The organism is Ruegeria sp. CDSA246, from assembly GCF_059611225.1.
Map to the genome: position 1 here is coordinate 51,685 of NZ_JBXWPD010000008.1, position 25,439 is coordinate 77,123.

Here is a 25,439-nt window from a genome sequence, read left to right on the forward strand (position 1 = left end):
AATGTTTTGAATAAGTGATTTTGCGAAAAGGAGCACGCCAATGCTCAACACCGGATATACTGCGCTTACGGTTGCGGCCACATCAGCCATGCTGAGCAGCGCGGCCATCGGCGGAACGATCGAAGGCACTGCAGCATATCGCGAGCGTATCGCCGTACCACCGGATGCGACGCTTTACGTGCAATTGCAGGACGTCTCGCGCGCGGACGCACCGTCGGTGACCCTGTCGGCAAAGCGCTATGCGCTGACCGGAGTGCCAGCACAATTCGAGCTGAGCTATGACGACGCCCTTATTCAAGAGGGGATGCGCTACGTGGTGCGTGGTTCGATCTTTCAGGGCGACAAGCTGTTGTTCACAACCGATACTGCCTACCCCGTTCTGACGAATGGGGCCGGCAACACGACCGATCTGATGCTGGTCAAAGTACAACCGCCCGGAGCAGCCGTCCTGGAAAACACCAATTGGACCGCAACCGGCCTGAATGGCGCAGCATTTGAGACCGAAAGGCGCCCCGCGCTTTCATTCGCCAATGATGGCGCGTTTTCTGGCAGCGGTGGATGCAACCGGTTTTCCGGCCAAGCCGAGATTGCAGGCAACAATATTGAATTCCCCGACAACATGGCCGCCACCCTGATGGCCTGCCCGCCGCCACTGGATGAAGTTGAGCGGCAGTTCTTCAAAGCCCTTCAGGAGGTGACAGCATATGCCTTCAAAGGTGATACGCTGGTGTTGCTGGACAACGCCGGGCAATCCGTCGTGCAGTTTGCCCGGGAACAGTAGGGTTTGAGGGGCTGTCACGCGACGGCCCTTGAGCGCCCTGCATTGCGGCCGGAGAAAATGCAGCCGCCCAGGAATGAACCTTCGAGCGCGTTGTAGCCGTGATAGCCACCGCCGCCGAAACCCGCGACCTCTCCGGCTGCGAACAGGCCAGGAACGACCTGACCGTCTGCGCCCACCATCTGACTGTCCAGATTGGTCTGAAGCCCACCCAGCGTCTTGCGCGTCAGCACGTGCAGTTTCACCGCGATCAGCGGGCCATTGGCCGGATCAAGGAACTTGTGCGGCTTGGCGGTTCGGATCAGTTTGTCACCACGGTAGTTGCGCGCGGCCAGAATAGCGGCCATCTGCGCATCCTTGGTGAACGGGTTGTCGATCTGGGAATCGCGCGCCTCGATCTGGGCGCGCAGGTGCGCCTCGTCGATCAGGCCTCCGCCCAGATGGTTCATCCCGTTAACAAGCTCGGTCAAGGTATTGGCGACGATGAAGTCTTCGCCGTGCTCCTTGAACGCCTCGACCGGAGCAGTGGCCTTGGAGCCTGTCAGAATGCGTTGGAACAGAACTTCTTTCCAACCACCGTCCGTCATGTCGGGGTTCTGTTCAGACCCGGATAGGGCGAATTCCTTTTTGATCACCTTCTGGGTCAGAACGAACCAGCTGTATTCATGGCCGGTCTTCAGGATTTCCTTTAACGTTCCTAACGTATCAAAACCCGGCAGGCATGGCGGCTTCAACCGGTTGCCTTCGGCGTCGAACCACATCGAGCTTGGGCCGGGCAGAATGCGAATGCCGTGCGATGGCCAGATCGGATTCCAGTTACGAACGCCCTCGGTATAATGCCACATCCGGTCGCCGTTGATGACATGACCGCCAGCCTTTTCGCTGATACCGATCATGCGTCCATCGACGTGGAATGGCACGCCAGCGACCATGTCTTTTGGCGGCTCGCCCAGACGGTCGCGCGGCCAGCTTTTGCGCACCATTTCAAAGTTGCCTCCGATGCCGCCGGACGTGACGATGACGGCTGGGGCGTAAAATTCGAACTCGCCCACTTCATCGCGGTTGGTCTTGGCGCCGTGGGGTGCGGTGTCGTCTGCCAGAACCTCGCCCGAGACGCCTTTGGCAGAGCCGTTCTGCATGATGATGTGGCTGACTTGATGGCGGAATTTAAGCTCGATCAACCCGTTGCTGACATGGTCACACACGCGGCGTTTGAAATGTTCCAGAACACCGGGGCCGGTGCCCCAGGTGATATGAAAGCGGGGCACAGAATTGCCGTGACCATCCGCATATGATCCACCGCGTTCGGCCCAGCCGACAATCGGAAACCAGCGCAGGCCCATGTCATGCAGCCAAGGGCGCATCTCGCCGGCGGCGAATTCGACATAGGCCTCGGCCCATTTGCGGGGCCATGCGTCTTCGTCGCGGTCGAACTGCGCGCTGCCCATCCAGTCTCGCAAGGCAAGGTCGTAGCTGTCCTTGATGCCCATGCGCCGCTGTTCCGGCGTGTCGACCATAAAGAGCCCGCCAAGGCTCCAGAATGCCTGACCGCCCAGGAAATGCGCGGGTTCCTGATCGACCACGATCACCTTTTTGCCCCGGTCGCCCAGTTCGGCCGCGGCGGCCAACCCGGCCAGCCCAGCGCCCACGACGATTGCATCGGCAGAGTTATTCGTCATGTGTTATCCTTTCAGCGGCTGCGGAACCAAAGGATGAAGGGCAAGGCCACAACATACATCGTTATTCCGTACACAGCCGACGGCAGAGCCAACGGGCTGAACCCGCTTTCCGTCGCCGTGATCAATGCAGCCAGTGTAATCCCAAGTGTCGAGTTTTGTATTCCGGTTTCGATGGAGACCGTCTTGCTTTCGTCCCACGTCAGGTTTGCTGCGCGCGCCAGCCCCAAACCGATCAGCAACAATGCGATGTTCAATGAGATCAAACCCGCGCCCATAACTCCCAGGTTATCGACAAAAAGCTGCCAGTTACCAGCCAGCGCCGCCAGAACGATCAGCATGAAGAGGACAGTTGCAATCTTGGACAGCACAGGCTCAAGCAGCTTTGCAAAGTCAGTTGCAAAGCCGCGCAGTATGACGCCAAGCGCCACGGGCAACGTAGTGATCAGGAACATCGCAATGGCCAATCCCGTGATGGAAACCTCGGGTGCGGCATCACCCATGAAATAGTTCACTGACCACGCAGCAAGAAATGGCACGGTTACCATCGAAAGCAGGCTGATGACGGCCGTCAAACTGACCGAAAGGGCGACATCACCCTTTGCCAGTTTCGACAGGATGTTGCTGGTCACACCGCCAGGGCAAAAACTGAGGATCATGAAGCCGACCGCGATCTCGGGTGGCAACGCAAAAAGTGTGACCGTGACAAAAGCCGCGACCGGCAGCAGTACAACCTGGCACAACGCACCGATGGCGAAAGGATAGCGCCGGCTGAGCACGCGGCGGAAATCAGCGACTTCGAGCCCAACGCCCAGAGACAGCATGATAATGGCCAGCGACAGCGGCAGGCCGACATTTATTAGAAGATCCAAGAACAACTCCTCCCAAAGCCGTTCGGGCCACCCTAAGCGAGCGGTCGTGGATCAGGCAATAACGCCGTTGGGTCACCCATAGCGTTCGGCGAACCTGCGGAGGATTTCGGCCGGTTGTGTAACATCCGCTGCGTGACAAATGTCGATCAGGCGCTGGGCGTCTTCGGGCGGAAAATAGCCGTGGTTCTTGTAGATATTGATGCGCTGCTCAAAATCGCGCGCGTCCGCCTCGGGGTGGAACTGCGTGGCATAAACATTCTGCCCCCAGCGGATCATCTGGAATGGGCAGGGGTCCGAGGCCAGCAGGTGGACGCACCCTTCCGGCAGCGCCTGCACGGCCTCTTTATGACCCACGAAGGCGTCAAATGTTCCGGTCAGCCCTGCCGTCAGCGGGTCTTGTGCTCCGTCTGCAGTCAGGTGGCAGGTCGAAGGCCCGACAGGTTCGCCGTACTTGTCTTTGCTGACGTCACCGCCAAGATGAGCGGCCAGAATGCCCAGCCCATAACAACAGCCCATGAAGGGATGATCCTGTGCGATGATCTGCGGCATCAATCCCATAATGGCGCCTTCAATGCGCGCGTCGGCTTCGGATTTGGTTGCGGGGTCGTCACTGACGCATCCCGGTCCACCACCAACAATCACCCCAGCATAGTCAGTGACATTCAAATCGTCGGGCAAAGCCTCACAATCCAATCGGATGCGATGGGTCTGATCGGGAGTCAGCCCCGTTTTGTCCAGGATCGAGGTATATTCGGCATCCGAAGCATCGGTTTCCGGGCGCAGTTGCAGGATCAGAAATCGTTTCATGAAAGGCCTTTATCCGTCACAGTGGCCAGAATACAAGGATGGCGGGAATGGAAACGGCGATGATCAGGATTTCCAGCGGCAACCCCATGCGCCAATAATCACCAAACTGATACCCTCCGGGCCCCAGCACCAGCGTATTGTTCTTATGCCCGATCGGCGTCAGGAACGCGGCTGACGCAGCAACGGCAACCGTCATCAGGAACGGGTCGGGTGAAACCTCAAGCGTGCGGGCCATCTGGATGCCGACCGGAGCCGCAACAATGGCGGTAGCCGTATTGTTCAGCACGTCTGACAGGGTCATTGTGACCACCATCAACACGGTCAGAATGGCCCAGGCCGGCAGCCCGTCGGTCAATTGAATCAAAGCATTCGCAATCAGTTCTGTACCGCCGGAAGTCTCCAATGCGCTGCCTAGCGGGATCATTGAACCCAGCAGAACGACAACGGGCCACTCGATATGATTGTAGATATCGGCAATCGGCATGATCTTGGTCAGAACATAGGCGACAACGACCAACCCCAAAGCGATGGGCAGGTAGATCAGCCCGACACTGGCCGCCAGAACAGCTGCACCAAACAAGCCAATGGCAAGCCACGCTTTTTCGTTGGCGGTGACGTTCAGACCGCGTTCAGCAAGTGGCAAACAACCCAGCCATTCGGTCACATCGGCACTGCGGTCACGTGGGCACAGCAGCAACAGAATATCGCCCGCTTCAATCTGAGTTTTGCGGACCTGTTCGGTTATGCGGCGGCCCTGACGTGAAATCCCCATCAAAACGGTGCTTTGACGCCAAGCCAATCCTAGGCCCTGCGCGGTGCGACCGGTGACGCGTGCGTTCAACGGCACAACAACCTCAATCACCTCAAGACCGTCCCCTTCGGCGGTCAGCAATTCCTGACGGCGGGTATCCGAGAAATCGAGGTTCAGCGCGGTGCGAAATTCGTCTAGCGCCTCGGGGCGGGCCTCCAGCACCAAAGCGTCGCCCGGTTTGATTGTAGCATGGGCCGACCGGCCATAGCGCCGTTTTCCATCTCGAATAAGGCCGATGATGGCCACGTCGGATTTCTCGGCGGCCTCATAAAGTTCGCTGACACGTTTTCCGATTTGCGGCGACTCTGGCGGGACCGTCAGTTCCGCGATGTATTCGGCAAGGGTTTCCGAGGCCTCTTCCTGTGTTCCGCGATTGGGAATCAACCGCCATCCGACCAGCGCGACAAATGCTAGCCCGGCAATCGCGGCCAATCCACCAACGGGGGCGAAATCGAACATTCGGAACGGTTCACCCAAGGTCTCAGCCCGGATCGATGCGATGATGATGTTAGGGGGCGTTCCAATCAACGTGGCCATGCCGCCCAGAATAGTGGCAAAACTCAGCGGCATCAGGGTCAGGCCGACCGGTCGCCCCGCCTTGCGCGCGGTTTGGATATCGACCGGCATCAGCAGTGCCAGCGCAGCCACGTTGTTCATAAAGGCTGACAGAACAGCGCCAATCCCGCCCATCAGTGCGATGTGCGCGCCAAGCCCGCGCGAGGCATCGACCAGTGTGCGGGTGATCAGAAAAACAGCGCCGGAGCGCACCAACCCGGCCGAGACAACCAATACCAAAGCGACGATGATCGTGGCGGGGTGTCCGAACCCGGCAAAGGCGTCATCGACCGGCACAACACCCAGCGTAACTCCGATCAATAGCGCGGTGAAGGCCACAAGGTCGTATCGAAACTTCCCCCAAAGCAGCATTCCAAACACAGTGGCGAAAAGGGAAAAAAGAATAATCTGGTCTGTCGTCATGCGGCCACCATACCCTTCGCGGCGACTGTCGCAAGCCGCTCTCTTGATCCTTGGCCCCGCAAACGTCTATATGAGCGCCGAATACGCAATCACGATGACGAGGACGCAACATGGCAGGCCATTCCAAATGGGCCAACATCCAGCACCGCAAGGGGCGTCAGGACGCCGCGCGGTCCAAACTGTTTTCCAAACTGTCGAAAGAGATCACCGTCGCTGCCAAGATGGGCGACCCCGATCCTGAAAAAAACCCACGGCTGCGTTTGGCCGTGAAAGAAGCCAAGTCACAGTCGGTTCCAAAAGATGTCATCGACCGCGCGATCAAGAAATCGACGGCGGGCGAAGGCGATGAATACGAAGAGATCCGGTATGAGGGCTATGGCCCGAACGGTGTGGCGGTGATCGTCGAGACGATGACCGACAACCGCAATCGCACAGCGTCGACCGTGCGTTCGACCTTTTCCAAGAACGGCGGCAACCTGGGCGAAACCGGTTCAGTTGGCTTCATGTTCGAACGCAAGGGCGAAGTGGTTTATCCGGGTTCCGTCGGCGACGCGGACACCGTGTTCGAAGCCGCAATCGAAGCCGGCGCTGAAGATGTCGAAAGCTCGGAAGAAGGGCATATCATCTGGTGTGCCGATACCGACCTGAACGAAGTGTCGAGCGCCCTTGAAGCTGCGCTGGGGGAAACCGATTCCACCAAGCTGATCTGGAAGCCTACGACGACAACCGAGTTGGGTCTGGAAGACATGCAAAAGCTGATGAAGCTGGTCGATGCGCTGGAGGACGACGATGACGTTCAACGCGTGACGACGAATTTCGAAGCCACGGACGAAGTCATGGCTCAGCTCTGATCCGCATTGCAAGAAAAGCACGAAAAACCCGGTCTTTGGCCGGGTTTTCATTTTTGACACAGGGGGTTCTTGGCCGGTTGCGTGGAACTGAGTACCATGGATTGATCAAACCCAAGTGGCGCGCCCTTTTGCGAGCCGAGGAACCCAAGCGCGCATATGACTGACAAGTCACTGGACACATCGAAAAGAAACGTTCCGGTCCTGGCTGGGCAAAGCATTCTGTCTCAGGTGGCGTGGACCCTAGGCAGCCCATCCGTGGTCTTGCCATTTCTGGCCGTGTCGCTTGAGCTTCCGATGTACATAGCCGGCGCGCTGGTGTCGGTGCGGATGGTTGGCAGCATGATCTCGGATGTTTTCCTCGCGTATCCCATCGCAGCGCGTGACCGCAAGAAACGTGCAATCGCGATGACTGAGGTCGCAATCGGTGCCTGCCTGATTTTGGCTTTGTTGGTGGCCTCAACAGGTGTGGTACCGGTCATCGGAGTGGCGTTTGTCGCTGCGTTTTTTATGATCGGTTTGATCGAAGAAATTCAGTCGCTGATGTATACCGATCTGCTGGGCGATCAGGTGCGCTCCAAATCGCGGATGATCATGCATTATCTGCAGCTGGGGGTGGGTGGATTGGGCGCAATCGGATTGGCGTTGCTGGTTCACGAGATCACCAAAGAAAACTCACCTTTTTCGCGCCATTCCGCGGTGATTGCCGTGTCTGTGGCATTCTTTGTGTTGTCTGGCTTGTCAATTCTTATGATGTCCGAAACCGCTGGTCCCACCGACAAAAAGGACACGCAAGGGGACAAGAAGCGAAAGTTCCTCGATAACTTCACCGATATCGCCGCAATGTTTGATCAGCGCTGGTTCCGCCGTTATATGGTCATGCGCATGCCGCTTGTCGTGGTATCCCTGTCGGTACCGTTCTTTGCGTTGATCGCTGCCGAAGCGCACCACGCCTCGGCCAAGGGGCTGACGGCGATGATCGTGTCGTCGGCGTCGGGGTATCTTGTATCTGCCCCACTGTGGCAATTGGTGAACATGAAATCGCATCGCGCCGTGATGGTCACCGGGAACCTGATGGTGGCACTGACGGGCGGTGCGCTTTTGTCCGTGCACTTTCTGGGCATGGACCATGACGTTCACTTACACGCCATTGCCTTGTTCGTTGTCACTGTTGCGGTGACAGGGATCAGCAGTGCCCGCAAGCTGTACTTCCTGGACGTTGCCCCAAAAGATCAGAGGGTCAAAGGTGCCGCAGCGATCAAGAGCATTTGCCGGATCTCTGGCGTATTGCTCTCGGCCGCGTTGGCAGGCGTTGCGCATTTGCACGAGGTCGCCTGGGCAATCGCCTTCATCGTCGCCACAAGCGTTTTCGCGGCGATCGCCTGTTACCGTGTGGTTGTACCCAGCGAGAAAAAAGCGGTTCAGTCCTAGTCTGCCGTGTCAGCAGGAAGCAGGGCACCATTGGCGGCGCGTTTGACTGCGTCAGTCAGCGGGGCCAACGCCGTGGATAGCACACGACCCACCTGCCAGGTCAGCCCTACGTCAAGCCGCGCGCCCGGTACCAAAGGGCATAACCGGCCATCTTCCAGCGCTGGGCGCGCAAGACTTTCCGGATTCATTCCCCAACCAATCCCCGCAATGGCCGCTTCTACAAATCCCTGAGAGGAGGGCAGGAAATGCGAAGGGGGTGATAGCCGTTGACCTGTCTGCCGGGTAATCCAGGCTTTTTGCAGCCCATCCTTGCGGTTGAATGTCAAACAGGTGGCGCGGGACAACGTCTCGACATTTACACCGTCCGCGAACCATTTGCGCATGAAATCGGGGCTGGCCGTGGGGATGTACCGCAGGGCGCCAAGGGCGACGGCGTCGCTGCCTGGGACTGTATCACCTCCGACCGTTATGGCGGCGCTGACCTCTCCGCGCCTCAACCATTCCGCCGAATGATCCTGATCGTCAACGACCAGATCGAACAGCAGGCCGTCAACCTGAGACATGACATTGATGAACCACGTCGCCAGAACGTCGGCTGGCACTGCGACGCGCACGCGTGCAGGGCCGTTGGTTTGATCAAGTGTCAGTTCGCGGGCCAGATGTGTCTCAAGTAACCCGATATCCTCGGCGTGTTGAGCGATACGCAAACCCATCGGAGTGCCCGTGCAGGGCGTTCCGCGATTGATCAGGGTTGCGCCGACAAGGTCTTCCAGTGCCTTGATCCGTTGTGAAACCGCAGAAGGCGTAACTGCAAGTTCCGAAGCGGCCGCGTCAAAACTGCCATGACGCAGGATGGCAGACAGCGCAGTCAGGTGGTTTGGATCCAGTAGCATTAGACAGACTTAATTCAGGTCAGTTTCTTTAATTTGATAGATGTTCGGTAAGCAAGTAGTCAACGCCTCAGACTATCGGAGGTTTCATGTCCACATCTTTGATTGCAGGCTTTGTGCTTGGTTTCAGCCTGATCCTCGCCATTGGCGCGCAAAACGCCTTTGTTTTGCGTCAGGGATTGCGGCGCGAGCATGTATTCCCACTGTGCCTGACTTGCGCGGTGTCTGATGCCATTCTCATAGCCGCCGGCGTTGCGGGTTTCGGAACATTGGCGCACGCGTTGCCCTGGTTCGAGACCGTCATGCGGTATGGCGGGGCGATCTTTCTGATATGGTACGGTTTGCGCAGCCTGAGTTCAGCATGGCGCGGCGGAGTGGTGATGGAGATCGGCGAGGGTAAGCGGGTCAGCCTGAAATCTGTTCTGCTGACCGTTCTTGCGTTCACATGGCTGAACCCGCATGTCTATCTGGATACAGTTGTGCTGATTGGGTCGATCTCGGCGCAGTATGATGACCGGCTGGCATTTGCGCTTGGGGCAATGACGTCCAGCTTTGTGTTCTTCTTTTCGCTGGGCTATGGGGCAGGGATGCTGTCCCCGATTTTTACAAGACCACGGGCGTGGCAGGTGCTGGATTTAATAATCGGCGTGGTCATGCTGGCAATTGCTGCAAAGCTCGTATTGATGTGACGGGTTGCCTCTGCCAAGTATTCGGTGTTCAACCGTTAACATGTCAACTTTAACCGCCCAATACCGCCCCATGGCTGGCATGCTCTGGATGTTTTCGGCAGGCCTGTCGTTTGTGGTCATGACGGCATTAGTGAAGTCGCTGGGCTCCACGATGGACCCTACGCAAGCTGCGTTCCTGCGCTTTGCCTTCGGCTTGATCTTTCTGTTGCCTGCGTTGCGCCTGGTGTTGAAAACCCACCTTACACGCAGCCACATCATATTGCTGGGGACGCGCGGTGTCGTCCACGCATTTGCAGTGATGCTGTGGTTCTTCTCGATGACCCAGATCCCGCTGGCTGAGGTCACGGCGATGAACTACATGACGCCGGTCTATGTCACGCTGGGGGCCGCGTTGTTTCTGGGCGAGAAGCTGGCCATCCGTCGGATCGCCGCGATTGGTGTGGCACTGGTTGGCGTTCTGATCATCCTAAGGCCGGGTTTTCGTGAGATTTCACTGGGTCATATCACCATGCTGGGCACGGCCCTGACCTTGGGCGGATCCTATCTGATCGCCAAAGTGCTTGTGCGTGATCTGCCGCCGTCAGTTGTTGTGGCGCATATGTCGATCTGGGTGACCATAGCTTTGATCCCTTTTGCAATTGCGGTTTGGACCACGCCCAGCTTGCGCGACCTCGGCGTGCTGTTTCTGGTGGCCAGTTTTGCCACGGCGGGCCACTATTTCATGACGATCGCACTTAAGGCGGCCCCGGTAGCGGTCACACAGCCGGTTACGTTCCTGCAGTTGATCTGGGCCACCTTGTTGGGCGCGCTGGTTTTCAATGAAAGCATCGACATCTGGGTAGTCGCGGGTGGAACGGTGATTCTGCTAGCGGTCAGTTTCATTGCCTGGCGCGAAGCGGTTTTGAACCGCAGCAGCTTGACGACCCCCAGCATCGCACCCAAACTCTGACCATTGGTGGTCGCGTGAAACGTTATTGATTGACGAGTCAATAAAAAGCCCTTAGCGTTTTCTCACTATACTTAGTGAGGGGATAGCGATGCCGAAACTCGGAATGGAGCCAATCCGCCGTGACGCGATCGTCAAGGCAACAATTGCCGAACTCGGGTCGAAGAAATCCCTTGATGTGACTGTCAGCCAGATCGCCAAACGCGCAGGTATGTCCAGCGCGCTGGCGCATCATTATTTCGGTGGCAAAGATCAGATCTTTCTGGCTGCCATGCGCCGCATCCTGTCGGACTTTGCCGACGAGGCTAGGCAGGAGCTGAAGAATGCTGTCCCGCAGGAACGCGCGCAGGCCATTATCCGGGCCTGTTTTGCACAATCATGTTTCACACCGGATGTCATCGCTGCGTGGATGACATTTTACGTGTTGGCCCAAACCAATGATGACGCCTTGCGCCTGTGGCAAATCTATCAGGCGCGTATCCGGTCGAACCTGACCCACGCCCTGCGCCCATTACTGGGTGATCCGGCCGAGGCGGCCGAAAACATGATCGCGCTTATCGATGGGCTATATATCCGCGCCGCACTCAGCGCGCCGGAAGAACCGCAGCTGGCGGTCAATCACGCGATGCGTGTCCTCAATACTCTGCTCGAGGCTGAAAAATGACAAAACCGAACATTCTGATCCTGATGGTGGATCAGCTTAACGGGACCCTTTTTCCGGATGGTCCCGCTGACTGGCTTCACGCTCCGAACCTGAAGAAACTGGCCGAACGCTCGACCCGGTTTGCCAACGCCTATACCGCGTCGCCTCTGTGTGCGCCGGGGCGGGCCAGCTTCATGTCCGGTCAGCTGCCTTCGCGCACGGGTGTTTATGACAACGCCGCAGAATTCCGCAGCGACATCCCGACCTATGCACACCATCTGCGCCGCGCGGGCTACTACACCTGCCTTTCCGGCAAGATGCACTTTGTCGGCCCAGATCAGATGCACGGGTTTGAGGACCGCCTGACAACCGATATCTATCCCGCCGATTTTGGCTGGACCCCCGACTACCGCAAACCCGGCGAGCGGATCGACTGGTGGTACCACAATATGGGTTCGGTGACCGGCGCAGGCGTGGCCGAGATTTCCAACCAGATGGAGTATGACGACGAGGTCGCCTATAATGCCAAGGCCAAGCTCTATGATCTTGCGCGTGGCAAGGATGACCGCCCATGGTGCGTCACCGTCAGCTTTACGCACCCCCATGATCCCTATGTGGCGCGTCGCAAATACTGGGACCTCTACGAAGATTGCGAACACCTGCAGCCCGAGATTGCGGACATTGGCTATGACAATCAGGACCCGCACTCTAAGCGCATATTTGACGCCAATGATTGGCGCAGTTTCGACATCACAGAAGAAGACATCCGCAAGTCGCGCCGCGCGTACTTTTCCAATATCTCATATCTGGACGACAAGATCGGTGAAATCCTCGAGGTGCTGGAAACAACCCGGCAAGAGGCGATCATCATGTTTGTCTCGGATCACGGCGACATGCTGGGTGAGCGGGGCCTGTGGTTCAAAATGAACTTTTACGAGGGATCGGCACGCGTGCCGTTGATGATTGCCGCGCCGGATATGCCGGCAGGCCGTATCGACACGCCGGTTTCGACAATCGACGTCACGCCAACCCTTGGCGCACTGGCGGGCGTAGATATGGCCGAGATCGCGCCGTGGACCGATGGCGAAGACCTTGTGCCTCTTGCCAATGGCACCGAACGAACTGCCCCGGTGAAGATGGAATATGCGGCCGAAGCCTCGTATGCGCCGCTGGTTTCGCTGCGCTATGGTAAGTGGAAATACAATCGCTGCGCTCTGGACCCCGATCAACTGTACGATCTGGAAAATGATCCGCATGAATTGGAAAACCTCGCGGAACACCCAGAACACGCAGGCACGCTGGAAACTTTGCGCGCGAAATCTGAGGCACGCTGGGATCTGGACCAGTTCGATGCCGACGTCCGTGCCAATCAGGCGCGCCGCTGGGTTGTCTATGAGGCGTTGCGGCAGGGTGGGTATTACCCGTGGGACTACCAGCCACTGCAGAAGGCATCTGAGCGCTACATGCGCAATCACATGGATCTGAATGTCGTAGAGGAAAACGCCCGCTTCCCGCGCGGCGAGTAACCTCTTCACCTTTTCGAAAATACGCCTGCCGGACGATCAGAAATTTGGTTCGGCGGGATATGGAGACCTGAAAATGGAAGCAGATTTCGTCATCGTTGGCGCAGGATCGGCAGGCTGCGCAATGGCGTATCGCCTGAGCGAGGCCGGGGCCTCAGTATTGGTGATCGAACACGGCGGGACTGATGCTGGTCCGTTCATCCAGATGCCAGCGGCATTGAGCTATCCGATGAACATGCCGATGTACGATTGGGGTTACAAGTCCGAGCCCGAGCCGCACCTGAATAACCGCGAACTGGCTTGTCCGCGCGGCAAGGTTATTGGTGGATCGTCATCGATCAACGGCATGGTTTACGTACGTGGCCACGCGCGTGATTTTGACACTTGGGCCGAGATGGGCGCCGATGGCTGGTCCTATGCGGATGTGCTGCCCTATTACAAACGCATGGAGACCTGGCATGATGGTGGCCATGGCGGCGATCCGACATGGCGTGGCACCGATGGACCGCTGCATGTTTCGCGCGGACCGCGCGAGAACCCGCTGTTTCAGGCTTTCGTCGATGCGGGACAGCAGGCGGGATACGAAGTTACCGGCGACTATAACGGTGAAAAGCAGGAAGGCTTCGGCCCGATGGAGCAAACCGTCTGGAAAGGACGGCGTTGGTCGGCGGCGAATGCGTATCTGAAACCTGCGCTCAAGCGCGATAACTGCGATATCGTGCGCGGACTGGCCTCAAAGGTGGTCATGGAAAACGGCCGCGCAATCGGGGTCGAATTGATCAGAGGTGGCAAGACAGAGGTCATCCGCGCCCGGCGCGAGGTGGTTCTTGCCGCGTCCTCCATCAACTCTCCCAAGCTGCTGATGCTGTCTGGCATCGGTCCGGCGGCGCATTTGGCTGAACACGGGATAGACGTTGTCGCAGATCGCCCTGGTGTGGGTGCGAACCTTCAGGACCATCTGGAGCTTTACATCCAGCAGGCATCCCTACAGCCCATCACGCTGTACAAACACTGGAACCTGATCAGCAAAGGTCTGATCGGGGCGCAGTGGCTGTTCACAAAGACCGGTCTGGGTGCATCCAACCAATTCGAAAGTGCGGCGTTCATTCGCTCCAAGCCGGGCGTAGAATACCCGGATATTCAATATCACTTCCTGCCAATTGCCGTCCGCTATGATGGCCAGGCCGCAGCCGAAGGTCATGGTTTCCAGGCGCATGTCGGGCCGATGCGCTCGCCGTCGCGCGGGGCAGTGACGCTGCGGTCGGCCAAGGTCGAAGACGCGCCGGTGATCCGCTTCAACTACATGAGCCATGAAGAGGATTGGGCGGATTTCCGCACCTGTATTCGCCTGACGCGTGAGATTTTCGGGCAGGATGCGTTCAAACCTTATTCGGGAAAAGAAATCCAACCGGGTGCGGACGTGCAGTCTGACGAAGCGCTCAATGCCTTTATCGCGGAACATGCCGAAAGCGCGTATCACCCTTGTGGAACCTGCCGGATGGGTCGGGCAGATGACAAAAACGCTGTGGTCGATCCCGAGGGACGCGTAATTGGCGTGGACGGGCTGCGCGTTGCTGACAGTTCAATCTTCCCGCAGATCACCAATGGGAATCTGAACGCGCCGTCTATCATGGTGGGTGAGAAGATGTCCGATCATCTGCTGGGTAAGGATGCCCTGCCAGCAGCCAATGACCAACCTTGGATTAATCCCCAATGGGCGGTTGCGCAGCGATGATCGAATGCATGATTTGATCCGCGTCAAAGATTGACGGGGACCGGACGAATAGACTTGAATCGCAACAACATATTTTAGGAGCGAACAGGAATGTCCCATACCCCGCACGAATTGGCTGAAGAGTTTCCGGACAAGGTTGAGCTGATGAGCCAGCTCAAACAGACGGACGCTCATTTTGCGCGGCTGGCGGATGAATACCATGAGATCAACCGCGAAGTGCATCGAGCCGAAACGAATGTCGAACCGATGGATGATATCGCTGAGACAGATCTGCGTAAAAGACGTGCGGTTCTGAAAGACGAGATCTGGGCTATCCTGTCGAAAGCCTGAGGCATAACGGGGGCTCCGCCCCCGTCGCGGCAGGCCGCGCCTCCCCTGGGATATTGTCAGGTCAGGTGAAGATCAGGTGACTTCATAGGGCAGGGTGCCGCGGGTGTGGGCGTCTATCGTTAAGCGTCTTTCCAATGGCGGAACCGATCGCTGATGACAATTCTGCCGCTCGCAGATGCGGCAGGATATGCCAATTGGCTCGTAAGCGCTGGCGTTGTTGAAATCCAGATTGTCGGCATAAACCAGCGCCTCGGCGTGGCGCACCTCGCAACCTAGTGCAATCGCATAACGGCGCACAGGTGCGCCGTATGAGCCGCCCGATTTCGACACGTCCCGAGCTAAAGATATATACTGAACACCATCGGGTGTTTCTGCAAGCTGTCGTAGGAAGTGGCCGGGCGTTTCGAAAGCGCGATGGACGTTCCATAGGGGGCAGGCGCCGCCGAACCGCGCAAATTGCAGACGCGTGGCCGAGTGTCTTTTGGTGATCGTACCAGCCTGATCGACGCGCACGAAAAAGAACGGGATGCCTTTTGCGCCGGGCCGTTGCAGGGTTGAAAGCCTGTGCGCCACCTGTTCGATTGATGCCCCAAACCGGTTGCTAAGCAGTTCAAGATCGTGACGATATTCCTGCGCTGTGGCCAGAAATTTGGCATAAGGCATCAATGATGCGCCGGCGAAATAGTTTGCCAGCCCGATCTTGGCAATGGCGCGGGCTTCATCGCTGTGAAATTTGGCAAAATCCAGCGTTGCTTCAAGAAGTTTGTCCTGGCTGATCAGTGCAACCTGCAACAACAACTGAAACACCTGAGTTTGTGGTGCGGTTCTGGACGAAAGCTGCAGAGTTTTGTTCTCTGCGTCGTACTTTCGGGTTTCATCGATGTCCGGGAATTGTGCCCGGATGCCACGCTCTGCGAGGCTGTCCAGGGCTGCCGCACGTATGCCGCCTGCATCCCCGGCGCGCCCGGCAAATCGTTCAGCCGCGCGGTCCACCGCGTCGATGTAGTTGTCGCAATAGTGGAAGAAGTCCCGCACTTCCTCCCATGGGCTAGCCTGGATTTGTGCGTCTTCGCGCCCCAATGCTTCGTCAAGGGAGGCCAGGCGTTCATGCGTCTGACGATAGGTGCGGTGCAGGGCAATGAAGGCCCGTGCCAGAGCGGGTGCGTTTGAAGCCGTGAGGCGGAGATCGGCGAGCGGTGGAACAGCGTCGTCAAAGACCGGATCGGCCAATGCTTCGCGCATGTCCGAGACCAGACGCTCACTGTCGCCGGTGCTCAACTCGGTGACATCCATTCCGAATTCTTGCGCCAGCGCCAGAACGACCGTAGTCGAAATCGGACGGTTGTTGTTCTCCATCTGGTTCAGATAGGGCAGGGAAACACCCAGTTTAGCGGCAAATTCCTTTTGGGTAAGTGACAAGCGCGTACGCATTTCACGCAGCTTTGCACCTGCATAAAGTTTCTGAGTCGCCATGATGAGCCTTTGCAACTTTCCTAAATCGGTAAGCTAACTTTGCAAACCGTCATAGGCAAGCCGTGTCAAAGGCCTAGTTGCCGTTCGCGTCGAATGACAGACAAAATTGCGCAGACCGCCAGGACCGAGGTTGTCAGCATTAGCCAGAGCAAGGGCATTGCACCGGTTTCGTGCGTTAGCAAAGCTCCTGCAAGGGCGCTGAGGCCCGCGCCGCCGCCCAGCATGATCGCTCCACTCAGTCCGGATGCTGTGGCGGCCAGATGCGGTCGCACCGAAAGCGCGCCGGATGTCGCGTTGGGAATCGTCATGCCGTTTCCAATGCCGACGAAGGTCATGAATCCAAAAAAGCTGAGCGCTGTTCCGAAGCCGGCCAGAAACAAGATGGCGGACATTGCAACGCCTGCTGCGTTCAGCCAGCAGCCCCAAAGTACCATTCGATTGACGCCGAAGTGAACGGAATAGCGACCGCTGAAGAAGTTACCAAAAAAGTACCCTACAGCTGGGGCGCCAAAGTAGATGCCGACCTCGGCGGCGCTGAGGCCGAATAGTTCGGTGCCGATAAAGGGAGCGCCGCCCAGATAGGCAAAGAAGGCGCCAGACGACAGCGCGGATGACAGCGAATAGCCCCAAAATCGCGGGGAACCCAGCAGTTCGGGGTATTCCCGGAATTGTTGAACCAGTGTTTTGCCGCTCTTGGCTGAGGTTTCGCCAAAATCTAAGTAAGTTAGCACCAACGTCATTACGCCAAGAACGAAGGGCAGCCAGAAGTTGGCTTTCCAGCCAAAGCTCTCCTCCAACAGGCCTCCGATCGCGGGTCCGATCATGGGGACAATGGCCATGCCCATCGTTACATAACCGATCATCGACGCCGCCTGGTCCTGATCATATAGGTCCCGAACCGCCGCACGGCTAAGAACCATGCCGACCACGATGATTGCCTGACACATTCTGAAAACAAGAAAAACCTGGACGTTGGGGGCATAGATGCAGCCCAAAGTAGCCACTAAAAAAAGGACCAACCCCCAAAGTAGAACGGGACGGCGCCCCGCCTTGTCGGCAATTGGTCCGATCAGGATCTGAAGCACCGCATTGACCAGCAGGTACAGGGCAATCGACAGTTGCATGACTTTGTAGTCGGCCTGAAAGTGCAGTGCCATATTGGGCAGGCTCGGCAAAAACAGATTAAGGCTGAGCGCGGACAATCCGGACAGCAAAACCAGAGTGGTAATTTTAGGAGGCGAGCGATGCGCCGACGAAGAACTAAACTGCATAGTTCACGTGTATAGTCACCACGGATCAGAATGCCATCCATCACGCGTTTTGTGAGTGAAAATTAGCAAGTTTACAATATTCACCAGGATGATTGGATAAGATTTGCAAATTTGCCGAAAGATACTTTGGTCTCGCGGCATCTGCGTATAGTGTCCGGCCAGATTTTACAGGGGATCATCGTTATGAAAGACATCCTTTCCGAACTTGAAGACCGTCGCGACAACGCGCGGCTGGGTGGTGGACAAAAGCGCATCGACGCACAGCACTCGCGCGGCAAACTGACTGCGCGGGAACGGGTCGAACTGTTGCTGGATGAAGGCAGCTTTGAAGAATTTGACATGTTTGTCAGCCATCGGTGCACCGATTTCGGGATGGAGAAGCAAAGGCCAGCGGGTGACGGTGTCGTTACTGGCTGGGGTACGATCAATGGCCGCATGGTTTATGTGTTCAGCCAGGACTTTACAGTCTTTGGCGGCTCACTTTCGGAAACCCATGCTCAGAAGATCTGCAAGATCATGGATATGGCCGTTCAGAACGGTGCACCGGTGATTGGCATTAACGACTCGGGCGGGGCGCGAATTCAGGAAGGCGTGGCGTCGCTGGCTGGTTATGCCGAGGTGTTCCAGCGCAACATCATGGCGTCAGGCGTGGTTCCGCAGATCAGCGTGATCATGGGGCCCTGTGCTGGTGGCGCAGTCTACAGCCCGGCGATGACAGACTTTATCTTCATGGTCAAAGACACCTCGTACATGTTTGTGACCGGCCCCGACGTGGTCAAGACGGTCACAAACGAAGTGGTTACCGCTGAGGAACTGGGTGGGGCGTCGACCCATACCAAGAAATCCTCGGTTGCTGACGGAGCGTTTGAGAACGACGTTGAAGCACTGGCCGAGGTGCGCCGTTTGGTTGATTTCCTGCCGCTCAACAACCGCGAAAAGCCGCCAGTGCGCCCGTTCTTTGACGAACCCGACCGTCTGGAAACCTCGCTGGATACATTGATCCCCGACAACCCTAATACGCCGTACGACATGAAGGAACTCATCACCAAAGTGGCGGATGAGGGTGATTTCTACGAAATTCAGGAGGATTTTGCCAAAAACATCATCACCGGGTTCATCCGGCTTGAAGGGCAGACAGTGGGCGTTGTAGCCAATCAGCCGATGATTCTGGCCGGTTGTCTGGACATCGACAGCTCGCGCAAGGCCGCGCGGTTTGTGCGGTTCTGCGATTGCTTCGAAATTCCGATCCTGACGCTGGTGGATGTACCTGGATTCCTGCCGGGGACGTCGCAGGAATATGGCGGAGTGATCAAGCACGGCGCCAAGCTGTTGTTTGCCTACGGTGAAGCCACGGTGCCAAAAGTTACCGTCATCACCCGTAAGGCTTATGGTGGTGCCTATGATGTTATGGCGTCCAAGCACCTGCGCGGTGACTTCAACTATGCCTGGCCTACAGCCGAAATCGCGGTGATGGGCGCAAAGGGCGCGACCGAGATCATTCACCGTGCCGATCTGGGCGATGCCGAGAAAATTGTGCAGCACACGCAGGATTATGAGGACAGGTTTGCGAACCCGTTTGTCGCGGCCGAGCGTGGCTTTATCGATGAGGTGATCATGCCTCAATCGACCCGCCGTCGCGTTTCGCGGGCCTTTGCCAGCTTGCGGAACAAGCACGTGAAAAACCCGTGGAAAAAGCACGACAACATCCCTCTTTGAGGGGATGTGCAAGGAAATCTGCCCGGCCAAAACGGTTTGGACAGCGTCTCTGACAAACGGTCAGGGCAGATTACTTGGGTGCAAAATTGACTTTGAGGCCACAACTGCTAATGAGTTGCCCAATCAGACATAGAACAGCGCGGGCCGAAAGCCAGGCGCGCGCGATCCCGGAGAGAGGAGCTCGCCTGAGGCGGGTCCGGGATCGCGCCTTAGCTGTGGTGCTGTCTATTTTTGCGGTCCCCGTTCTGGCTGATACCGAAAACCTGTTGCCGGTCCCGTCCGGACAGCCAGTGCACCTGAGCGACGTACTGCTGGACAATAACCCCGGTGAGCTTTGGGTGCGGTTTCGCTTTATTGCGCCCAAGATCGGTTCGGATATTGGCCGGATCGGGTACGATGTCGCCTCGGTCGATATGGAGCATCTGTGCCAGACGCTGGCGGTTACCTATGTCGCCAAGTACGAATTGGACGCTGCCCGGGTGGTCATTTCCCTGTCTGACCGACCTATCGAATTCGGCCGTACATCCCCTGACGCCACGCAGTTCTTTGAAGCCTACCGGCTGGAACAGTCCCGGTGTATCTGGGAGGGGCTTTGACCATGAATCGCGCTATTCATCCCGTCAGGGCATTTCTGAACAGCTACGCGGCTTTGGAGGTGCGCACCATGACATCATCCTGTGACGGATGTGAATATCTGATCCCCATGACCCCTTGTGCAACTGAGGTGGAACCATGCTGAAACATCGCGGATTTCCCGGGCGCCTGCCGGGTACTGACTTTCAGTTCATCATTCGTCGGGCCAATCCCAAAGGCGTGACGCCCCTGACCCGCCGCGAGCGGTTTCGAGATCGTAAACCCGCGGATAAGCGCGCGGATGCAGCCTTTATGGAAGCCCTGTGGGCGCATTTTGGCGACCAACCGTTTGAGCGGGGCAATTTGGATGCCGGTCGTCTTTGCTGGCTTTTCGAACGCGAGGTCATTCCGGCCGAAGATCCGTTTGATCCGGCTAGTTATGATGCGCTTTTGGTAATTGATCCGAATGTGGGCCGGATTTCCTTCCCCGAAATTTTCGACGGGGTGCGCTGATCGTGCAAACCGCTGTCGCACATACCTTCGTGGTGCCGTCAGAGCCCGGAACCCTGCCCACATCGGGGCAGGGCCGGAATGTGCGGTCAGAAGTTCAACTGGGCTGCCAGTTGAATGCGATTGCTGTCAAATGTGCGCCCGGTCGGTGCGTCGTTTCGTTCGCCGTAGAAAAATTCGGCGCTAAGGGTCAGATTGTCGGTCGCCTTGTAGAAGGCGTTCACGTGGATCGTTTCAACTTCGGTAAAGGACAGGGTCCCGGTCGAGGTCGGCAGATCATAGTTTTCTTGCCCGTAGGCGATGCCGACATTCCATTTGGGGCTCAGTTCCTGGCGGAATTCCACAGTGAATCCGTCCACGTCGTTGGCCTGTCCGTTGACGATGGCGTCACCGGCAGCGATCAGGTAGGGGCCCAAAGCCTCGCCGTCGACATAGTTGACCTGAAACAGACCGCCTTGCCAGGGCCGGATGCCAGCCGAGAGGGTATAGCCGGTCTGATCCACTTCGACCGCGCCGGATTGTGCCTTACCGTACAAAGCCGAGGCGCGGGCCAGGTAGGTGCCGTTGTTGTATTCGATGGAGCCGGTCAGGACGGGATCATTCGAATCCGAGCCGCCAACGTTCTCCTCGATCGCCACCGCAAAGGTTGTGTCAGAGCCCAGCGTGTTCGTATAGCGCACTTGAGGAACGCGAGCGAAAGGAATGCCAACGGGGCCGTTGAATTCGACGGTCGTGGGATAGGTGTCGAGCGGCTGGAAGTTGGTCCAGTATTGACCGATCAACCAGTTGTCGCCAATGCGGATATTGGCGTGGCGCAGGCGCAGTTCAGCAGGCCCATCCGTCCCGCCGGAAAACAGGTCCAGTTCCAGCTGGCCCGCAATATCGCCGATGGCAGACGGCGTATTGGTCCGAAGCCCGATGCGCGATTGGCGCACGGTGGCCCCAAAGGTGCCGCTGGTGGCGTTTGCTGGCTCGCCAATTCGGGTCGCATCGGCAAGGTCGCCCAGTTCAAAGTCGGTGTCGTAGAAGAAATCAGCCTTAACGTACCCATAAACATCAAGCGTGGTGTTTCCGATTCGAAGATCGCCAGTGCCAGCGCCGGGTTTTGCTCCCTCGAGGGCCTCGACGCGGGCACGCAGGGCATCAAGTTCCGTTTGCGTCTGGGCGTCTTGGGCGAAAGCAGCCGCGCCGGACATGCCAAGCGCGGACACGGCAAGCAGCAACGCCGTTTTTCTCTTTGCAATCATGTGGATATTTCCTTGTGTGCGAGTGTGCACGGGTACCGTTCCACGCAAGAGAACTTGAGGGAAATCACGAGAACGGGATGGGAATCTCCTAGTTTCTCAAGGAAACGTGCAAAATTATCGGGCCGTTTTCACCCTAAGGTGAACAGATCGGTTAACCCTTTGCGTTTGAAAAGACAAATTCAGGCGCCCTTTTTCGCAACCCGTGATGTTGCAGGCGCAGAAACAGACCAATTGCTGAGGAAAAGTAACAGCAACGTGACGGCATTGGCCTCGCGTTTCACCCCCAAAACTGCATCCGATCTCGGCGCGAATCTGCGCGCGCATTCGCCCAATGGGCGATTTCCAGCCGGAATCCTGACCGGAAACAATACTTTGTTTACGCATTTGATTGTGCCAAGCAACCTGACTAAGCCGTGCGGCTCTACTTTGCCTGCGTCGCACAAGCACCTACTATTCCGTACCCCTTCCTTCCGCGGGCAGGCTTGTGATGTTCACAAAGTCCTGCCCGCGTTTTTCTTTGCGCAATATCCAAGCGTAAAGCGGCACAAATCTGCGCAAAACTCTGTTCAGGACGGCCTGTTATTGAATAACAAGGTCGAAATCGGACATCTGCCCCGGAACGCATCAAGAATTCCAAAGGGGCAGATATCATGCGAATCTCGAAACTCGTTCTTGCAATGGCGACCTGCGCAGGCCTTGCCGCCTGTGGTGACACGACGGGCGAACAGGCGCTGCTTGGCGGCGGCGCAGGCGCCGTCGGGGCGGCTGTTGTCAGCGCCGACCCGCTGTTCGGCGCGGTTGTCGGCGCGGCGGGCAATGTCCTGTACTGCAAGACACAAAACAACTGTAGGTAAAACCGGGTTTTTCGGGGCGCGCGTCGCCCCGACCGTCATCGCGCATCACGCCGTCGTGGGGAACGTTCCCTGCGGCGGCGTTTTGCGTTCTCAGAACATCAAGACAAAGGACGTTCCATGTTTAACAAGATCCTGATCGCCAACCGGGGCGAGATCGCCTGCCGGGTCATCAAGACAGCCCGCAAGATGGGTATCGGCACCGTTGCTATTTATTCGGACGCAGACAAGAACGCCTTGCATGTGTCGATGGCGGATGAATCGGTGCATATCGGCCCGCCGCCTGCGAACCAATCCTACATCGTTATCGATAAGGTCATGGAGGCCATCCGCCAAAGTGGCGCGCAGGCGGTTCACCCCGGTTACGGCTTTTTATCGGAAAACTCCAAATTCGCCGAGGCGCTTGAGGCGGAAGGCGTGGCCTTTGTCGGCCCCCCGGTTGGAGCGATTGAAAGCATGGGTGACAAGATCACTTCGAAAAAGATCGCGCAAGAAGCCGGCGTTTCGACCGTTCCCGGTTACATGGGCCTGATCGAAGACGCCGAAGAGGCCGTTAAGATTTCCAACGAAGTCGGCTATCCGGTCATGATCAAGGCCAGTGCCGGCGGCGGTGGTAAGGGCATGCGGATCGCTTGGAATGATGAAGAGGCGCGCGAAGGCTTCCAGTCGTCTAAGAACGAGGCGGCAAACTCGTTCGGTGATGACCGTATCTTTATTGAAAAATTCGTGACCCAGCCGCGTCACATCGAAATTCAGGTCCTTTGCGACAGCCATGGCAACGGCATTTATCTGGGCGAACGTGAATGCTCGATCCAGCGTCGGAACCAGAAAGTGGTCGAAGAGGCACCGTCGCCGTTCCTAGACGAAGCGACCCGTAAAGCGATGGGCGAACAGGCCGTGGCACTGGCCAAGGCCGTGGACTATGCCAGCGCCGGTACGGTTGAATTCATCGTCGATGGCGAAAAGAACTTCTATTTCCTGGAAATGAACACGCGTTTGCAGGTGGAACACCCAGTCACCGAACTGATCACCGGTGTCGATCTGGTTGAGCAGATGATCCGAGTGGCGGCGGGTGAAAAGCTGTCGATCACACAGGACGACGTGACCCTGACCGGCTGGGCCATCGAAAACCGCCTGTATGCCGAAGATCCGTATCGCGGCTTCCTACCGTCGATTGGTCGTCTGACCCGCTATCGTCCGCCGCAAGAGATTGCCTCTGGTCCGCTGTTGGTGAACGATAAATGGCAAGGTGAAGCGCCCGAAGGTGAAGCCGCCGTGCGCAACGACACCGGCGTCTATGAAGGCGGCGAGATCAGCATGTACTATGACCCGATGATCGCCAAACTGTGCACCTGGGCCCCGACCCGCGAGGCGGCGATTGAGGCGATGCGCGTAGCGCTGGACAGCTTTGAGGTCGAAGGCATCGGCCACAACCTGCCATTCCTGTCGGCTGTGATGGACCATCCGAAATTCGTCAGCGGGGACATGACCACGGCCTTTATCGCCGAGGAATATCCCGACGGTTTCGAAGGCGTTGAACTGTCCGAGGCCGACTTGCGCCGCATCGCGGCTTCCTGCGCAGCCATGCACCGCGTGGCCGAGATTCGCCGCACCCGCGTTTCTGGCCGGATGGACAATCACGAACGCAAGGTCGGCTCTGATTGGGTCGTCACACTGCAAGGGCAGGAATATGCAGTTGAGATTGATGCGGATCGCGATGGGTCATCCGTGACGTTTTCAGACGGTACCACCGTGCGGGTCACTTCGGACTGGACGCCGGGCGATCACTTGGCGGTGCTGGACGTCGATGGCAGCCCGCTGGTTCTGAAAGTCGGAAAAATCTCGGGCGGGTTCCGTATTCGCAACCGGGGCGCAGACCTCAAGGTCCATGTCCGCACGACGCGTCAGGCCGAGCTGGCGCGTATGATGCCCGAAAAGCTGCCGCCGGATACTTCGAAAATGCTGCTGTGCCCGATGCCCGGCCTGATCGTGAAGATCGATGTCGAAGTAGGGCAGGAAGTGCAGGAAGGTCAGGCGCTGTGCACTGTTGAGGCGATGAAGATGGAAAACATCCTGCGCGCCGAGAAGAAAGGTGTCGTGTCCAAAGTCAACGCAGGCCCCGGCGACAACCTGGCCGTGGACGACGTGATCATCGAGTTCGAGTGATCATGATCGCGTTTTCACCATATCTCCATGGTTTCCCGGCGGTTCGCGCCGGGAGCTTTGGGCGTGGCGAAAGCGCTCAGCCGCCGTCGCGTCGTTCGCGGATTTCGCGTTCGCGCAGGGGCGTTTTATCGATGGAACGGCCGATTTCACGTGTGCTCCACGGCGAAGGTTTGCGCAGTTTGACCACGCCGTCCTTGTCGACGAACACCATCTGGAAGCCGCGCGGGCGCAATTGTGACCGGATCGGAGATCGGGCGGACGGATCGGTATCGGTCAGCACGACCACATCCCGGTCGCGCATGGCCTCTTCGCCTTCCAAAAGCATGTCGATTTGCTGCCGGAAACGCGGATCGGCAGGCGTATCAGCAAAGACGACGATGGGCCGGTTGACCCATAAGTATTCGCTCAGCTCGCTATCACCAGCGGGGCGGACAAAATCTTCATCGGCGGGCGCAGACCCATCTGCCGCCATGGCGACCAGCGGGAATAGTGCCGAGAAAACAAGGGCAAGCGTTCGTGTCATAGGGCCTCCTGTTCGTTTGAATATAGCCTCTGCGCCGGTGAATGCGACTGGCGAAATGCACGCAGGCTTCAAAATAACGCGTTTACACCTGCCGCGACGCGCGGCACCGAACCTTAAAACGCGCAGGCAATGCCTGTTCGCGACCCGAATTG

At 57.6% G+C, this 25,439-nt stretch carries 23 protein-coding genes; 14 read left to right on the forward strand and 9 right to left on the reverse strand.

Translation table 11 applies throughout. The features are described 5' to 3' along the window. Positions 1-40 precede the first annotated feature (40 nt). Positions 41-781 (forward strand): YbaY family lipoprotein, encoded by a 741-nt coding sequence (locus AC2FI9_RS11785; protein WP_496767833.1) that lies wholly within the window; start codon positions 41-43, stop codon positions 779-781. 14 nt (positions 782-795) lie between these two features. Here AC2FI9_RS11785 and AC2FI9_RS11790 read toward each other — a convergent pair whose 3' ends face one another. The 4 genes from AC2FI9_RS11790 to AC2FI9_RS11805 form a co-directional block, all read right to left on the reverse strand. Further along, on the reverse strand, positions 796-2,457 hold the full coding sequence (locus AC2FI9_RS11790; RefSeq protein WP_496767835.1) for an FAD-binding dehydrogenase: 1,662 nt from the start codon (positions 2,455-2,457) through the stop codon (positions 796-798). A gap of 11 nt (positions 2,458-2,468) precedes the next feature. Continuing rightward, positions 2,469-3,326 (reverse strand): bile acid:sodium symporter family protein, encoded by an 858-nt coding sequence (locus AC2FI9_RS11795; protein ID WP_496767837.1) that lies wholly within the window; start codon positions 3,324-3,326, stop codon positions 2,469-2,471. Between the two features lie 72 nt (positions 3,327-3,398). After that, positions 3,399-4,133, reverse strand: a complete 735-nt coding sequence (locus AC2FI9_RS11800; RefSeq protein ID WP_496767839.1) for a glutamine amidotransferase — start codon at positions 4,131-4,133, stop codon at positions 3,399-3,401. A gap of 16 nt (positions 4,134-4,149) precedes the next feature. Further along, complete coding sequence (locus tag AC2FI9_RS11805) at positions 4,150-5,922, reverse strand: SLC13 family permease (protein ID WP_496696013.1); 1,773 nt, start codon at positions 5,920-5,922, stop codon at positions 4,150-4,152. 110 nt (positions 5,923-6,032) lie between these two features. Here AC2FI9_RS11805 and AC2FI9_RS11810 point away from each other — a divergent pair, with 110 nt between their 5' ends. Continuing rightward, positions 6,033-6,773 carry a YebC/PmpR family DNA-binding transcriptional regulator gene (locus AC2FI9_RS11810; RefSeq protein ID WP_058275643.1) on the forward strand — a complete coding sequence of 247 codons (741 nt, stop codon included), beginning with the start codon at positions 6,033-6,035 and terminating at the stop codon, positions 6,771-6,773. 156 nt (positions 6,774-6,929) lie between these two features. Beyond that, positions 6,930-8,201, forward strand: coding sequence for an MFS transporter (locus AC2FI9_RS11815; protein ID WP_496767841.1), 1,272 nt, complete (start codon positions 6,930-6,932; stop codon positions 8,199-8,201). Here the strand turns inward: AC2FI9_RS11815 and AC2FI9_RS11820 are convergent. Next, a complete protein-coding gene (locus tag AC2FI9_RS11820) occupies positions 8,198-9,094 on the reverse strand; it encodes a LysR family transcriptional regulator ArgP (RefSeq protein WP_496767843.1) in 897 nt (298 codons plus the stop codon). The genes AC2FI9_RS11815 and AC2FI9_RS11820 overlap by 4 nt on opposite strands. An 86-nt stretch (positions 9,095-9,180) precedes the next feature. Here AC2FI9_RS11820 and AC2FI9_RS11825 point away from each other — a divergent pair, with 86 nt between their 5' ends. From AC2FI9_RS11825 to AC2FI9_RS11850, 6 genes are all read left to right on the forward strand, one after another. Continuing rightward, positions 9,181-9,780: a LysE/ArgO family amino acid transporter gene (locus tag AC2FI9_RS11825; protein WP_496767845.1), complete on the forward strand. Its 600-nt coding sequence runs from the start codon at positions 9,181-9,183 to the stop codon at positions 9,778-9,780. 40 nt (positions 9,781-9,820) lie between these two features. Beyond that, positions 9,821-10,729, forward strand: coding sequence for a DMT family transporter (locus AC2FI9_RS11830; protein WP_496767847.1), 909 nt, complete (start codon positions 9,821-9,823; stop codon positions 10,727-10,729). An 88-nt stretch (positions 10,730-10,817) separates the two neighbouring features. Continuing rightward, positions 10,818-11,390 carry a choline-binding transcriptional repressor BetI gene (gene betI, locus AC2FI9_RS11835; RefSeq protein WP_496767849.1) on the forward strand — a complete coding sequence of 191 codons (573 nt, stop codon included), beginning with the start codon at positions 10,818-10,820 and terminating at the stop codon, positions 11,388-11,390. After that, positions 11,387-12,895 (forward strand): choline-sulfatase, encoded by a 1,509-nt coding sequence (gene betC, locus AC2FI9_RS11840; protein ID WP_496767851.1) that lies wholly within the window; start codon positions 11,387-11,389, stop codon positions 12,893-12,895. Before betI ends, betC begins: the two co-directional genes overlap by 4 nt. 73 nt (positions 12,896-12,968) lie before the next feature. Further along, positions 12,969-14,627, forward strand: a complete 1,659-nt coding sequence (gene betA / locus AC2FI9_RS11845) for a choline dehydrogenase (RefSeq protein WP_496767853.1) — start codon at positions 12,969-12,971, stop codon at positions 14,625-14,627. A gap of 90 nt (positions 14,628-14,717) precedes the next feature. Beyond that, the gene (locus AC2FI9_RS11850; protein WP_496767854.1) at positions 14,718-14,957 is read left to right on the forward strand and encodes an HP1242/YdcH family protein; all 240 of its coding nucleotides are present in this window, start codon (positions 14,718-14,720) and stop codon (positions 14,955-14,957) included. 72 nt (positions 14,958-15,029) lie between these two features. Here AC2FI9_RS11850 and AC2FI9_RS11855 read toward each other — a convergent pair whose 3' ends face one another. Both AC2FI9_RS11855 and AC2FI9_RS11860 read right to left on the reverse strand, forming a co-directional pair. After that, complete coding sequence (locus tag AC2FI9_RS11855; RefSeq protein ID WP_496767856.1) at positions 15,030-16,430, reverse strand: helix-turn-helix domain-containing protein; 1,401 nt, start codon at positions 16,428-16,430, stop codon at positions 15,030-15,032. Positions 16,431-16,495: 65 nt separating this feature from the next. Next, positions 16,496-17,701, reverse strand: coding sequence for a multidrug effflux MFS transporter (locus AC2FI9_RS11860; protein ID WP_496738087.1), 1,206 nt, complete (start codon positions 17,699-17,701; stop codon positions 16,496-16,498). 183 nt (positions 17,702-17,884) lie between these two features. Between AC2FI9_RS11860 and AC2FI9_RS11865 the strand changes: the two genes are divergently transcribed. The 3 genes from AC2FI9_RS11865 to AC2FI9_RS11875 all read left to right on the forward strand — a co-directional run bounded on the left by AC2FI9_RS11865 (position 17,885) and on the right by AC2FI9_RS11875 (position 20,503). Beyond that, entirely contained in the window at positions 17,885-19,417 is a 1,533-nt protein-coding gene (locus AC2FI9_RS11865; protein ID WP_109313344.1) for an acyl-CoA carboxylase subunit beta, read from the forward strand. Positions 19,418-19,635: 218 nt separating this feature from the next. Next, the gene (locus tag AC2FI9_RS11870) at positions 19,636-20,013 is read left to right on the forward strand and encodes a DUF6497 family protein (protein ID WP_496767858.1); all 378 of its coding nucleotides are present in this window, start codon (positions 19,636-19,638) and stop codon (positions 20,011-20,013) included. Positions 20,014-20,149: 136 nt separating this feature from the next. Further along, positions 20,150-20,503, forward strand: coding sequence for a hypothetical protein (locus AC2FI9_RS11875; RefSeq protein ID WP_058276835.1), 354 nt, complete (start codon positions 20,150-20,152; stop codon positions 20,501-20,503). A gap of 86 nt (positions 20,504-20,589) precedes the next feature. Here AC2FI9_RS11875 and AC2FI9_RS11880 read toward each other — a convergent pair whose 3' ends face one another. Beyond that, complete coding sequence (locus AC2FI9_RS11880) at positions 20,590-21,747, reverse strand: DcaP family trimeric outer membrane transporter (protein WP_496767860.1); 1,158 nt, start codon at positions 21,745-21,747, stop codon at positions 20,590-20,592. 650 nt (positions 21,748-22,397) lie between these two features. On the opposite strand from AC2FI9_RS11880, the gene AC2FI9_RS11885 reads away from it, so the two are divergent. Next, a complete protein-coding gene (locus AC2FI9_RS11885; protein WP_058275656.1) occupies positions 22,398-22,601 on the forward strand; it encodes a hypothetical protein in 204 nt (67 codons plus the stop codon). 117 nt (positions 22,602-22,718) lie between these two features. Then, positions 22,719-24,764 (forward strand): ATP-binding protein, encoded by a 2,046-nt coding sequence (locus AC2FI9_RS11890; protein ID WP_496767862.1) that lies wholly within the window; start codon positions 22,719-22,721, stop codon positions 24,762-24,764. A gap of 76 nt (positions 24,765-24,840) precedes the next feature. Here the strand turns inward: AC2FI9_RS11890 and AC2FI9_RS11895 are convergent, their stop codons facing one another. Next, positions 24,841-25,287 (reverse strand): DUF4174 domain-containing protein, encoded by a 447-nt coding sequence (locus AC2FI9_RS11895; protein ID WP_496767865.1) that lies wholly within the window; start codon positions 25,285-25,287, stop codon positions 24,841-24,843. Positions 25,288-25,439: the final 152 nt, after the last annotated feature.